This window comes from Ereboglobus sp. PH5-5 (assembly GCF_029504805.1).
In the GTDB taxonomy this organism is placed as follows: Bacteria; Verrucomicrobiota; Verrucomicrobiia; order Opitutales; family Opitutaceae; genus Ereboglobus.
The window spans coordinates 91216-105001 of sequence record NZ_JAQFIT010000005.1; the positions used below are offsets into that span (position 1 = coordinate 91216).

Here is a 13786-nt window from a genome sequence, read left to right on the forward strand (position 1 = left end):
GAAAATTTCAATGGATAATGACGGACGCGATCAGCCCAGCTTGATGCGTGTGGAGAGCCGCAGCGTGGCAAGCGTGGCGAGCACCGCCACGACGCAGAGCACCGTGCCCAGAGTCGAGCGCCCGTAGAGCAAATTGCCGATGCCGAACAGGGCCGACCAAACCGCAAGGCAGCCGACCATCATGCACAGCAGGCCGGTGGGCACATCCCACTTGCCCTTCGCAACGGACGACGCGGGCATCGCAGCGCTCACCTTGCGCCAGCCGGGACCGCCCGCGCGGATTTTTTCGCAGAACTTCGCGAGCACTTCCTGCGGCTCGGGTTGCGTGAGGAATGTCACGACCAGCCAGCCGGCGGTTGTCAGCAAAATGCCGAGGACGAGCTTCCACGCGCTGTAATCCATGATTGAGAACCAGCCGCTCTCGCGCATGGCCGCCTCGATGCCGAGATGCGGCGCGCCCCATTGGAAGAAACAGGCGACGGCGAAGGAGACGATCATCGCGGTGATTTCGCTCCACGCGTTGATGCGCCACCAGAACCAGCGCAGGATGTAGAGCAGCCCGGTGCCGGCGCCGATCTGGAGGAGAATGTCGAAGGAATCCTTCGCGTTTTGCATCCAGAGCGCGACCACCCCCGAAAGCGCGAGCAGCGCGAGCATCGTAAGGCGCCCGACGAACACGGCGTGGCGCGGGCTGACGTCCTTGCGGATGAAGCGCGTGTAGAAATCCTGCACCACGTAGGAGGAGCCCCAGTTCAGGTGCGTGGCGATGGTGGACATGTAGGCGGCGATGAGCGAGGCGACGATCAGCCCGAGCCAGCCCTTGGGCATCTTGGAAATCATGCCGGGATACGCGATGTCGTGCCGCAAGAACTGCTCGTCCACATTCGGAAACTCCCGCGCGAGACTGCCCGTTCCGGCGGCGTCGGCGCGCGCCTGGCGCACCTCGTTGCGCACGGTTTCGCCGAGTGTCGCGTCGCCGCTTTCGTAGCGGGTGACGAGATCCGGATTCGCGGCGAGCCATGTGCGCGCGGCGGCCTGCTGGTCGGGCGGGGTGAGCGGAAACTGCGTCAACGAAACGAGCGCGACGATGATCCACGGCCAGGGGCGCACGGCGTAGTGCAGGAAGTTGAACAGGAGCGTGGCGCCGACGGCGTTCTTTTCGTTTTTCGCCGAGAGCATGCGTTGCGCGATGTAGCCGCCGCCGCCGGGTTCGGAACCGGGATACCAGACGTTCCACCACTGCACGGCCACAGGCAGAATCAGCAATGTCATCAGCGTCGAAAGTCCGCCCTCTCGGTCGGGAAACATCGCCATGCGCGCCGAGACGTCGGCGTTGGAAAACAATTCACCCAACGACGAGATGCCGCCGACCTCGGGCGATTTGACCGCGTAAACCGCCGCAAAAATCGCGCCGACCATCGCCACGGAGTATTGGTAAAAATCCGCCCAGATCGACCCGGTCAGTCCGCCGAGCGTCGCGTAAACCGCCACGCCCGCCATGGCCCACAGCAATGTTTCCACAGGCGAAAGGCCGAAGAGCACCTGCCCGATCTTGATCGCCGCGAGCGACACGGTGGCCATGATCATGACATTAAAAAACACGCCCAGATACAGCGCGCGAAATCCGCGCAGGGCCGCCGCGGGACGTCCACTGTAGCGGATCTCGTAAAAGCCGAGGTCGGTGTCGAGCGCCGAGCGGCGCCAGAGTTTCGCATAGACAAAAACCGTCAGCATGCCCGTCAGCAGAAACGCCCACCACACCCAGTTGCCCGCCACGCCGTGCGTGCGCACGATGTCGGTGACGAGGTTCGGCGTGTCGCACGAAAACGTGCACGCCACCATCGAGACGCCGAGCAGCCACCAGGGCATGGAGCGGCCGGAGAGAAAGAAGTCGCCGGCGCTGCGGCCCGAGCGGCGCGCGGCGGCGGAACCGACGAGCACCACCGAGATCAGAAAGCCGGCGATGATCGCCAAATCGAGAGACGAGAGGTTTGTTAGCATGGGGAGTGTGTGGGTTTTCTTCTACAACTAGGAAGCAATGATGCGTATTGAGACAATTAATTATCGCGCCCGCGCGGGCGAGCCGTCGGGACGGCGGTAGTTGGCGTTGACTTTGTCGAGATAGCGAATCGCTGAAGGCAGCCGCTTTTGGAAACAGTTCCAGTCGCGCGCCTCCTTCGGACTCCACGCAACCTCCGCCAGCGCGAACATGCGCGGATACAGGCTATACTCGGCGCGGTTCCAATCGAAAAGATACTCGCCCCAAAGGTTCGCCTGGCAGCCGAGCACTTGCTTTTCGCGCTCCGGTAGCGTGCCCTCGGGAATGGGCTCGAAGTGATACGCCTTCTCCAGCGTGACGAGCCGCTGCGGACGGTTGCCGGAACGGTTGAGCGGAGGCTGCTCGTAATACGGATCCGTCGGTTTGTCGTCGGCGGACGAGAGATAGTCCACGTAACAATGGGAGTTTGGTGTCATCACGACATCGTTGCCTTTTTCGATGGCGAGCCGCGCCCACTTCCAGTCGCGCCAGACCATCATCGTCGCGGTTGGCGACAGGCCGCCCTCCTGGATTTCATCCCAGCCGACGATGCGGCGGCCGCGCGCGTTGAGATATTTTTCGATGCGCGCGAGGAACCACGATTGCAGCTCGAACTCGTCCTTCAGGTTGTTTTCACGAATGACTTTTTGCGCGAAGGCGGACGCCTTCCATTGTTTTTTCGGAGCCTCGTCGCCGCCGATGTGGATGTATTTTGAATTGGGAAACAGCTCGCAAACCTCGTCGAGCACATCCTGCAAAAAGCGAAATGTCTCATCCTTGGGCGCGAAGACGTAGGGCTTGACGCCCCAAGTTTCGACGACCTTGGGCGCGTAGCCTTCGATGTCGCTGTTGCCGAGCTCCGGATAGGAGGCGATGGCTGCGGCGGCGTGCCCCGGGATTTCGATTTCGGGGACGACGGTGATGCCGCGCTGGTGCGCGTAGGCGACGATCTCGCGGACCTCGTCCTGCGTGTAATAACCGCCGTGCGGCACGCCGTCGGGTTTGTTGCGGTCGCCGGGCGTGGGGGAGTTGGCGCGCCACGCGCCGATTTGCGTGAGCTTGGGATATTTTTTTATCTCAATGCGCCAGCCCTGGTCCTCGGTGAGATGCCAGTGCAGCGTGTTGAATTTATACAGCGCCATGGCGTCGATCAATCGCTTCGCCGCAACCGGGCCGAAGAAGTGCCGCCCGTCGTCGAACAACACGCCGCGCCACTTGAATCGCGGCGAGTCGTAAATGCGCACGACCGGCAGCGTGACGCGCGCGCCGTCCCGCGCCACGAGTTGCGCGAGTGTTTGCAACGCGTAAAACGCGCCGTTGCGGGCGGACGCCTCGATGCGCACGGCGCCATCCGCGGCGACCTCAAGCGCGTAGCCCTCGGGATGCGCGATGTGCGCGTTCGTCGAGCGCGAGGCGGAATCAACGCTGATTACCGGACGGCCCGCCGCGGTCGCCGTTGTCGGATGCACCGCCAGGCGCAAGCCCGTCCATTCCAAAAGCGTGTCCGCATACACGCGCCCAAGCGCGGCATCGGCGCACACAATGACATGCGCCGCGCCCAACGGCGCGTCCGCCTTCGCATCGTCGCGCACGATCTGCGCGGGACGCGGGATGACATTGATTTCACCGGCGGCAAGCCCGCAGGAAAAAACCGCACACACAAGCGCGCCGAAAAACAGCAACCCGTAGGGGCGCACCTTGCGTGCGCCCTCGTTCACGGAGGACTGTTTGCGCGCGTTCGCATAAAACGGGCGAACACCAGGGCGCACGCCAGGTGCGCCCCTACAAACGATGGGCGCGCGCTCATTCTGAGTTTTCATATCGGTATTATTTTTGGGAAACGAAGGATCGAAAAAAACTCAGTCTTCCATCCACTGCCGGAACGGCTCGATCGCCTCGTAGTTGGCGAGGCCGAACTCGTCGTAGGCGCGGGCGACGGACTGGTTGTGCTGCTCGGCCTGCTGCCACGCCTCGCCCGCCTGCTGGCTGCGCGCGGGCGTCTGGCTGCGCTGGCTTTTGTGGTGGCAGATGGATTGGATTTTTGCGGACAACTCCATCGGGCTCATCGGCACGGCCATGTCGATTTCGGCGATGTCCCAGATTCCCGAGGTGCCGCGATAAATCCACACGCGGCAATCGCGCCGCCACGCGTCGTCGCGCGTTTTTTCAAGCGCCTGCCGCAGCACGCTGAAACAAATCGCGGGCAGCGAGCTCGGGTCCTCGGACGCGCCCGTGGCAAAAATCTGATGCGGCTCGATCTTGCGCAGGAGCGCCACAACCGCGTCCACATCCGCGTCGCCGATGCGGAACTGGCGGTAGCGGCCCTGTTCGTAAAACGGCAGATCGAGGAAGACCGAGTTTTCCTTGGTCACGCCGCACGCGCGGACGGCGGCGCGCGCCTCCTCGCGTCGCAACGCGCCCTTGAAGCGGCGCAGTTCCGGCGGGTCGATGTCGAAGGCGGATTTCTCGTCGAGCTGCTGCCTGATTTTGCGGACAAATGTGTTGCTGGCTCCCTTCGCGTCGGAGTCCTCCAGCTCGATCATGAAGTCGGCATACGAGGCGGCCTCCTCGTCGGGCACGCCGAGGTTGCCCGATGTCTGGCAGGCCACGGTGACCCGGTGCCCCTGCTCGACAAGACGGCGGATGGTGCCGCCCATGCCAATCACATCGTCGGAAGGCTCGGGACTCAAAACGAGCACGCGCTTCGGATGCGGCGCGGCGCGCTCGGGGCGATGCGTGTCGTCCGCGTCGGGCTTGCCGCCCGGCCAGCCGGTGATGGTGTGCTGGAGTTCGTTAAAAATGCGGATGTTGAGGATGTAGGCGGGGCCCTGCTCCGTGAGCAAATCGGTCATGCCGTGCTCGGTGTAGTCGTCGTCGAGGAGCTTGAGCACGGGCTTCTTGACCTGCCTCGAAAGCCACACGACCGCGCGGCGCGAAATCGTCGGGGTCCACTCGACCGGGCCGACCAGCCAGGGAAGTTTTATGCGCGTGAGCTCCGACGCCGAGGCGCGGTCAACATGGAAGGTGACGTCGCCATGCTGCTGGAGAAAACTCGCGGGCAGCGCCTCCGAGGGCGCTTTCTCGGCGGCCTCGGCAACCACGCGCGCCTTGGCCCCGCCCCACGAAAGCAGGACGATGCGGCGCGCGTCGAGAATCGAGCCGACGCCCATGGTGATCGCGTGGCGCGGCACATTGGCCTCGCCGATAAAATCGCGCGCGGCGTCGCGGCGCGTCATGCTGTCGAGCGTGACCAGGCGCGTGCGCGAATCCGCGCCGGAGCCCGGCTCGTTGAAACCGATGTGGCCGGTGCGCCCGATGCCGAGCACCTGCAAATCGATGCCGCCGGCGTCCTTGATTTTCTGCTCGTAGGCGCGGCACCACGCAAACACCTCCGCGCGCGGCACCATGCCGTCGGGGACGTTGATGGCGGACGCGGGAATGTCGATGTGGTCGAAAAGCTGCTCGTGCATGAAGCGCCAGTAGCTTTGCGAATGCTCGCGCGGCAGGCCGTAATACTCGTCGAGATTAAAGGTGACGACGTTCGCGAAACTCAGCCCCTCCTCGCGGTGCATGCGAATCAGCTCGCGGTAAAGGCGCACGGGCGTCCCGCCCGTGGCGAGCCCGAGGACGACGGAGCGCCCGGCCTTGGCGCGGGCGCGGATTAACCCGGCAATTTCGCGGGCGAGCGTGCACGACGCCTCGTCGGCTGTATCATAAATCTGGATACGGATGCGCTCGCGTTGCTGGCTTTCGGTGGTGACTTGGTTCATGTGTGGCGTGTGACGTTAATGACGTTAAAAAAGCTTGCCCATAATAACCGCCGTCGTGTTCATGTGAAATGGCAAAAACGATTATGTTTTTAACAAAAATGACAAAAGCTGTGAACGCCATAAACGGTGGTGCGAACCCTCCGGGTGAGCCGCGACAATTTGAATATCGTTACATAATTTCGACTCAGCCGGAGGCTTCGCCCTACTCCCTGCCCTATTCCGCATTATGACTCCCGATCTTAAAAAAATGATCGCCCTGCTTCCGTCGCCGAAGCACCCGCTGCGCGGACGCCGGACGGTGCCGCTCAACCTGCCCGAAAACATCATTTGTTTTGGCCGGCGCGAGGCCTCCGCCCTCAACCAGCCCCAACGCGGACGCGCGCTGCACCGCCGTTTCGTGCTCATGCTCGCGCTTCAAACGGGAGTGACCGTGCGCGTGGACGACCGCGAAATCACATTAAACGAAGGCGAGGGCCTGATGGTGTTTCCGTTTCAATTTCACGACTACACAAACCCCGGCGACGAGACGCTGCAATGGCTGTTCATCACGTTCGACCTTGTGGACGACGGGACGATGCAGGCGTTGCGCTACCAGCCGTTCGCGATCTCGCCCGCGATGCGATCACTCGCGACGGAACTGGTCGCGACCTACTTAAAAACCGGCCCCTCTGCCAACGACCTCATCACGCTGCAACTCTCGCTCCTGCTCGCGCACATCCGGCAGACGAAACCCGCCTCGCAACGCCGCGCCAAGCCCACGCTCGCGCCGGGCCTCTTCACCAGGGTCAACGAAATCGTCGAGGACAAGGCGCAGCCGCCAAACGTGAAGGTGATGGCCTCGACTCTCGGAATCAGCGTGAGCCATCTGCGCGCGCGCTTCCGCGAATCGTGCGGTGTGAGCCTGGGAAAACACCTGCGCCGCGTGCGCCTGGAAAAAGCGCGCGGCCTCCTGCGCCTGAGCACGCGCCGTGTGACGGAAATCGCCGAGATGTGCGGTTTCTCGTCGGTCTACACCTTCAGCCGCGCCTTCCACACCGCCTACGGTGTCGCCCCCCTGAACTACCGCAAGGGCGGCCATGTGAAATTGCAGACAAGCCAGAGGAAGAAAAAATAACCCCTTCGCCTGCGCCGCGGAATCGCCGCCATGTTACGTCGCCCGAGGATGGGCTTTTTTATAGATGTCACGCAAGCGCGCCACGCTCACATGCGTGTAAACTTGTGTCGTGCTCAGGCTCGCATGGCCGAGCAACTCCTGCACGAGCCGCAAGTTCGCCCCCGCGTTGAGCAAGTGCGTGGCGTAGCTGTGGCGCAGCTTGTGCGGCGAAATCTCCAGCGGCAAGTCGGCCAGCGCGAGATAGCGCTTCAACAACAACTGCACCTCGCGCACCGTTATGCGCGCGCCGCCCTTTGTCACGAGCACGGGCGATCCCGGCGTTTTTCCCTGCGCGAAACCGGCGCGAAATTTATTCAACACCGCCATCGCCACGCGACCCAGCGGGCAAAGGCGCTCCTTGTTTCCCTTGCCCAGAACGCGGGCGACTCCGCTCTCAAAATCAATGTCTCCATAATTGAGCGCCGCGAGTTCGCTCACGCGCAATCCGCCCCCGTAAAGCAGTTCCATCGCAAGCCGGTCGCGCCACGCCATGAACGGATCGATCGTCTCGTTTTCGAGCAGGAGCATGGGCCCGTTGAGCAGGCGGCGCATTTGTTCCTCGGTGAGAAATTTGGGCAGGCGTTTTTCAACTTTCGGCAACGGCACACCCGTGAACGGATTCGCCGCAAGCCGTCCCTGGCGCATCCAATACCTGTAAAACGCGCGCAAGCCCGACACATGATTGTGCAGCGTCTTTCGATCAAAGCGCGCTTGCGACTCGATTACAAAGTCGCGCACATCGCGCGCGTTGAGCGCCGCGAAGGTATCGTCACCGCGCGCCAGTTTCGCGCCTTCAATCCAGCGCCAGAAATCCTCGAACGCCTGCCGGTAGTTGCGCACCGTGTAGCGCGAGTAGCGGCGCTCCTTGACTAGAAAATCGAGAAACGGCGCAAGCCAGTCGCGGGCGATGGCATCGGGGATGGGCGGGAGTTGGTTCATCGCGCGGATCAAATCTCAAGCCTGGAAATCCCAAGAAACGGCAATCAAGCGCCGGCGTTTTTTGTGATTCCAGAATTCGCGAGTTTCTCCTCCACCGCGTCCATCACCCCCGTCGCGTGCAACCGCAACGCGCCCTCCGGATCAAGCCCGCGCTGGCGGGCGGCGGCGGCGATCTCGAAAAGCATCCTGCCGAGCGCCGCCTCGTCGAGCCGGGAGGCGATCTCGTTTACGCGCGAGGCATCGACAATGTCCCCGTGAGGAAGTTTTTTCTTTTCGATTTGTTTCCAAACCGTCTCGGCAAACATGAGCGCGGGCAGGCGCGGCGGCAGGTCCTTAAAAAGTTTCTCCCTGGTCGTGTCGATCCCCTTGGCGGCCTTTTCCCGCAACTTGATCTGGTCCCATTGCGTGACGACCTTGTCCGGCGTGTCCACGCCGCCGTTGTCGGAGCCGAACACATGCGGATGGCGCCGGATGAGTTTTTCGTTTATGTCGCGCGCCACATCCTCGAAGTCGAACAACCCGCGCTCCTCGGCGAGGCGCGAGTGGAACACAACCTGGATGAGCACGTCGCCCAGCTCCTCGCGCATGTGATCCATGTCGCCGCGGTCGATTGTCTCAAGCAGCTCGCTCGTTTCGTCGATAAGGCAGCGCGCGAGCGTGGCATGCGTCTGCTCCTGGTCCCAAGGGCATCCGCCCGGCTCGCGCAGGCGCGCCATTGTGCGTTTTAGTTTTTCGATTTCGCTGGGTTCGCTCATGTTGGGATTGATACTCGCGCGCGCGCCGATTTCAAACGACAAAAACACACTTCCCTCGCAAATACCAAATCACCGCGCAATCCGGCGCCCGCGCGACCATGCAGCATGTTTCGTGCTAGATTCTCCTTTCATCACTTGCCAGAGTCCAAAACCCTCTTTTCTTAACACTCATGCAGAACCTCAAACAAATCTCCACCGAGCTGCGCTACGACATCCTGCGCAAAATCGCCGAAGGCGGCATGGGCATCGTCTATGAGGCGGCCCAGCGGGGCGCGGGCAATTTCTCGAAGAACGTCGCGCTCAAGGTCATTCGCGAGGAGTATTCCGCCATCCCCGAATTTCAAAAAAACTTCATCGGCGAGGCGCGCCTCGTGGCCGACCTCATCCACACCAACATCGTCCAAACCTACCACCTCGGCAAAACCGGCAGCGGTCTCTACTACATGGTCATGGAGTTTGTTCGCGGCCCGCACCTTGAGCAACTCATCGAGCGCCACCATCACCTCCGCCAGCACATCCCCATAGACATCGCCGTCTTCATCATCTCCCGCGTCGCCCGCGGCCTCGCCTACGCCCACGGCAAAACCGACAACGACGGGCGCCCCCTGAAAATCGTCCACCGCGACATCGGCCCGAAAAACATTCTCCTCACCCTCGAAGGCGACGTGAAGCTCACCGACTTCGGCATCGCGAAAGCCCTCGACCTTATGTATAACGAGGAAGGCAAGGTCATCGCGGGCAAGGACGAATACCTCTCGCCCGAGCAAGCCACCTACGTCGTCACCGACGCGCGCGCCGACCTCTTCCCCCTCGGCATCGTCCTCACCGAGCTCCTCCTCGGACGAAACATCTTCCGCTCCGCCGACCGCCTCGAATCGCGACGCAACATCCTCTCGATGCCCATCCCCAAATTCGCAACCCTCCGCTCCGACATCGACGAGCGTCTCGAGGTAATCATACAAAAAGCCCTCCATCGTGATCGCGAAAAACGCTACCAAACCGCCGAGCAAATGCTCACCGACCTCGAGCTTTATCTTTACTCGGACCGCTACGGCCCCACCAACGAAAAGCTCGGCGTTTATATCAAAAAAATCATGAACTACACGCTGCCCGGCACGCGATCCCCCCTGCCCCCGCGCACGGGTTTGCATCAACGATAACCCGCAAAAAATCGCGCCACGCACCGGGTATTTCCGCACTCCGCATATTCCCACATGAGCGGCAACCTCAACCAAGGACTCCAGCAACGCCAGACGCAAAACCTCGTTCTTGCGCCCCAGCTCCGCCAGTCCTTAAAAATCCTCCAGGTTGCCGCCCTTGATCTCCGCTCAGTCATCCAGGAGGAACTCCAGTCCAACCCCACCCTGGAGGAACTCGCCAACGACACCGGCTCCATCTCGCTAGAGCGCGCCGCCGAGGACGCCGCCAATCGCGACGATCCCGCCGGGGACAACACCATCGACCGCCCCAATTCCGACGACCCCGGCAGCGACGACGCCACCACGCACATCCTCCCCGCCGACGACACTCCGGACGACAACTCCCGTCCCGAAGCCCTCGATTTTTCCAACGGCAAGGAATACGAAATTCTCCAAAAACTCGACCAGGACTGGCACGACCACATGGCCAACGCCGGCGGCGCCCAGCCCTACACCTCCGACGACGCCGAAAAGCGCCAGCACTTTCTCGAATCCATCACCGCCGAAACCTCCCTGCAGGAACACCTACGCGAACAAGCCGACCTCGCCGACCGCTCGCCCCAAACCACCGAGGCTCTTAACTATCTCATCGGTTCGCTCGACGATCGCGGCTACCTCACCCAATCCCCCAACGACATCGCCCTCCAAACCGGCCTTCCCCTCGACGCCGTCCAGAAAGCCCACCGCCTCCTTCAAACATTCGACCCCACAGGCATCGGTGGTGAAAACATCCAGGAATGCCTCCTCATTCAGCTCGCCGCCAAAAACCGCGCGGACAGCCTCGCCGCGAGCATCATTCGCGACCACTTTGACCTTCTCACACGCCGCCGCATCCCCGAACTTGCGCGAAAGCTCGCCGTCCCCGCCGACGATGTGCAGGCAGCCATCGCGGAAATCGGCGCGCTCGACCCCGCTCCCGGACGCCGTTTCGCCCACGACAGCAATCGCGTCGTCATCCCCGACGTCACCGTCACCAAGGACGGCGACGAATGGAAAATCGAGCTCAACAACGACTACATCCCCCGGCTCCGAATCTCCAACACCTACCGCCAGCTCATCGCCAAGGGCGGCCTCACCAAACAAGAGCGCGACTACATCCAGGAACGCATTCACTCCGGCAAATTCCTCATCAACTCCATCGAGCAACGCCAGCAAACCATCGAGCGCATCACGCGCGAGATATTGACAATCCAGCGCGAGTTTTTCGAGGAGGGCGTCTCCAAGCTAAAACCTCTCACCATGACCCAAATCGCCGGCATCGTCGGCGTGCACGAGACAACCGTCAGCCGCGCCATCGCCAACAAATACATCAAAACCCCGCACGGCACATTCGAGTTCAAATACTTTTTCACGTCCGGCTACCAAGCCGGCGACGGCGCCGCCGTATCAAACACAAGTGTGAAGGAAATGATCGCCGATCTCATTGCCGTCGAGGATCGCGCGCACCCCCTCAGCGACCAGGACCTCGTCGAAAAACTCGCCGAAAAAAGCATCACAATCGCCCGCCGCACCGTGGCGAAATATCGCGAGGAACTGAACATCCTCCCCAGCAACCTCCGCCGCGACTACACCGGATAAAAAACTAATCGCGGAAACGCGAAAGGGCGGAAATGTCTTGCTCCGCAAACCATGATTTCGACGGAAACTCATGGAGAAAAATGTCGCTGGAAATCATTGATCACCGAATCATCAACACACGAGATTGAGCCCCCCGTGTTTGATTCTTTTCCGCGCCTTCCGCTCTTCAGCGTTTCCGCGATTAAAACACACTGCGAACAACTTTTTCGCATAATCGCTCGACGAATCCGCGCGCGCTCGCACAGTGACCGTCACTCATGCGCAGTCTCGTCAGCAAACACCCGGTTCCACCGCTCCTCCCGTTCCTCGCAACCCTCGTCGCCATCCTCGGACTCGCAGGCTGCACCTCCGAACCCACGCCCGCCGACACGCGCATCTCGCCCGCCACGACCACGCAAACACCGGTCATCACCGCGCCCTCCCCTCAACGCCCCGCAACACCAATCACGCCCGCGAACGCCGCGTCACCCGTCATTCCGCGCGACACCTCGCCCGCCATCATGCTCGGCATCGACGTGCTTGAAGCCGAGGGCTTCCGACAGATCGCCGGCAAACGCATCGGCCTCCTCTCCCACCCCGCCGGAGTCAACCGCCACGGCGTTAGCACAATCGACGTTCTCCTCCGCGCTAAAAACGCTAAACTCGTCGCCCTCTTCGGCCCCGAGCACGGCATCTATGGCAACGCGCCCGCCAGCCAAAACATCGCCGACACCATCGACAAGCGCACCGGCCTCCCCGCCTATTCCCTCTACGGCAAAAACCGCCGCCCCACCAAGGAGCAACTCAAGGGCCTCGACGCGCTCGTCATCGACATGCAGGACATCGGCGTGCGCTCCTACACTTTTTCCGTCTGCATGAAATACGCCATTGAAGCCTGTTTCGAGCACGGCGTCGAAGTCATCGTCCTCGACCGCCCCAATCCCCTCGGCGGCCTCAAGGTTGACGGGCCCATCCTCGACAAAACCCTCTTCAGCGGCGTCGGACAAATGCCCATCCCCTACGTCCACGGACTCACAATGGCCGAACTCGCCCGCATGACAGTCGGCACCCCCGGCTGGCTCGACGTCTCCGCCAACATCAAAGGCCGCCTCACCGTCGTCCCCATGCGCGGTTGGCGGCGCGCCATGCGCTGGCCCGAAACCGGCCTGCGCTTCGTGCCCACCTCGCCCTACATCCGCGATTTCCACGCCTGCGTCGGCTATGCCATGACCGGCCTCGGCTGCCAGATTGGCGGCTTTAAGCATGGCATTGGCACGCAATTCCCATTCCGGGGACTCTCCCACAAGGCGCGCTCCGTCAATTTGCTCTTGCGCGATCTCAACGCGCTCAAGACCCCCGGCCTCGGTTTCCGCAAAATCACCCTCACCGCCCCCAACGGCTCGCCCAAGGGCGACGGTATTTTTGTGGAAGTGACCGATTGGGATTCCTGGCGTCCGACCGAGCTCAGCTTCCACCTCATGCGCCTCGCCTGTGCTTACAATGCGCAAAACCCCTTTGCAGCCGCCAGCCCCGCCTCCGCCCGCAGCTTCAACATCCACACCGGCAGCCGTTGGTGGTGGAACACCATCGTAAAGGACGGCGCCAGCATCGACGTCAACCTATTCCTCCGCGCATGGCACCGCGAATGCCTGAAATTCCAAGGCGCGAGCCGTCAGTTTTGGCTTTATAATTAATGCCCGCGATTTTCTCCGCGGCGTTTCCCGATCTTGACTGCCATTCGCGAATGCGCACGGTTGGTGACTCATGACAAATAATTCAGGTGAGTCTGCAAAGTAATACACGCGCACTGGTGAACACTGTGAGCGAGAGAAGGCTTGGTTATGCCCCGGCAACCATGGCGTCCCGCTCCGCAAAGTGGATCAGTGGCGTGTAAACATAGGTAAGGGAGCCTGCCGCAAGGCGGCTCCGGTTTATTGCCGCCGGGGTGTTTTTCACACCTATGTCTCATTTTACTGATCCGTCGCATCGTCGTCGGTCGAAACAACACATTTGTCATTCATCGCCAGCCGCATGGCTAAAATGCCGCCATTGCGGAGGCGAATTTTCACTTAACGCGCCGGGCACGCGGCATCGCAACCACTGCCCGTGGTGCCTCTGGAGCATCCACCTCGACGACAAACCGGGCGACCGAAACTCGGATTGTCATGGAGGAATGGAGCCCATCGCCGTGAGCGCGTGCCCCGATGGAGAATGGCTGATCGTGCACCAATGCAAAACCTGCTTCGTCGTCCACATAAACCGGATCGCCGGCGACGACAGCGAACGGGAGTTGCTAGGGCTCGCCGTGCGTCCGCTCAAACTATCGCCATTCCCAATATGATTGGGAACGGGATGCGCGGGGCACCCGAAACCGG

General features: G+C 61.7%; 10 protein-coding genes. 5 read left to right on the forward strand and 5 right to left on the reverse strand.

What is annotated here, in order from left to right; all coding sequences use genetic code 11:
- Positions 1-30 precede the first annotated feature (30 nt).
- Genes M2103_RS04480 through nagB form a run of 3 tightly spaced genes read right to left on the reverse strand, consistent with a single transcriptional unit; the run spans position 31 to position 5808 of the window.
- Complete coding sequence (locus tag M2103_RS04480; protein WP_277509010.1) at positions 31-2001, reverse strand: sodium:solute symporter family protein; 1971 nt, start codon at positions 1999-2001, stop codon at positions 31-33.
- A 60-nt stretch (positions 2002-2061) separates the two neighbouring features.
- Entirely contained in the window at positions 2062-3858 is a 1797-nt protein-coding gene (locus tag M2103_RS04485) for a beta-N-acetylhexosaminidase (RefSeq protein WP_277509011.1), read from the reverse strand.
- A gap of 39 nt (positions 3859-3897) precedes the next feature.
- Positions 3898-5808 carry a glucosamine-6-phosphate deaminase gene (gene nagB / locus M2103_RS04490; protein WP_277509012.1) on the reverse strand — a complete coding sequence of 637 codons (1911 nt, stop codon included), beginning with the start codon at positions 5806-5808 and terminating at the stop codon, positions 3898-3900.
- 226 nt (positions 5809-6034) lie between these two features.
- Between nagB and M2103_RS04495 the strand changes: the two genes are divergently transcribed.
- Positions 6035-6922 carry an AraC family transcriptional regulator gene (locus M2103_RS04495; RefSeq protein WP_277509013.1) on the forward strand — a complete coding sequence of 296 codons (888 nt, stop codon included), beginning with the start codon at positions 6035-6037 and terminating at the stop codon, positions 6920-6922.
- A gap of 33 nt (positions 6923-6955) precedes the next feature.
- On the opposite strand, the gene M2103_RS04500 is transcribed toward M2103_RS04495, so the two are convergent.
- Together M2103_RS04500 and M2103_RS04505 are read right to left on the reverse strand one after the other, a co-directional pair.
- A complete protein-coding gene (locus tag M2103_RS04500; RefSeq protein WP_277509015.1) occupies positions 6956-7900 on the reverse strand; it encodes a tyrosine recombinase XerC in 945 nt (314 codons plus the stop codon).
- A 44-nt stretch (positions 7901-7944) separates the two neighbouring features.
- A complete protein-coding gene (locus M2103_RS04505; RefSeq protein WP_277509016.1) occupies positions 7945-8655 on the reverse strand; it encodes a MazG family protein in 711 nt (236 codons plus the stop codon).
- Between the two features lie 170 nt (positions 8656-8825).
- Between M2103_RS04505 and M2103_RS04510 the strand changes: the two genes are divergently transcribed.
- From M2103_RS04510 to M2103_RS04525, 4 genes are all read left to right on the forward strand, one after another.
- Complete coding sequence (locus tag M2103_RS04510; RefSeq protein ID WP_277509017.1) at positions 8826-9815, forward strand: serine/threonine-protein kinase; 990 nt, start codon at positions 8826-8828, stop codon at positions 9813-9815.
- Between the two features lie 54 nt (positions 9816-9869).
- Entirely contained in the window at positions 9870-11432 is a 1563-nt protein-coding gene (rpoN, locus tag M2103_RS04515; RefSeq protein WP_277509018.1) for an RNA polymerase factor sigma-54, read from the forward strand.
- A gap of 257 nt (positions 11433-11689) precedes the next feature.
- Positions 11690-13105 carry a DUF1343 domain-containing protein gene (locus M2103_RS04520; protein ID WP_277509020.1) on the forward strand — a complete coding sequence of 472 codons (1416 nt, stop codon included), beginning with the start codon at positions 11690-11692 and terminating at the stop codon, positions 13103-13105.
- Between the two features lie 266 nt (positions 13106-13371).
- On the forward strand, positions 13372-13752 hold the full coding sequence (locus tag M2103_RS04525; protein ID WP_277509021.1) for an RNHCP domain-containing protein: 381 nt from the start codon (positions 13372-13374) through the stop codon (positions 13750-13752).
- Positions 13753-13786: the final 34 nt, after the last annotated feature.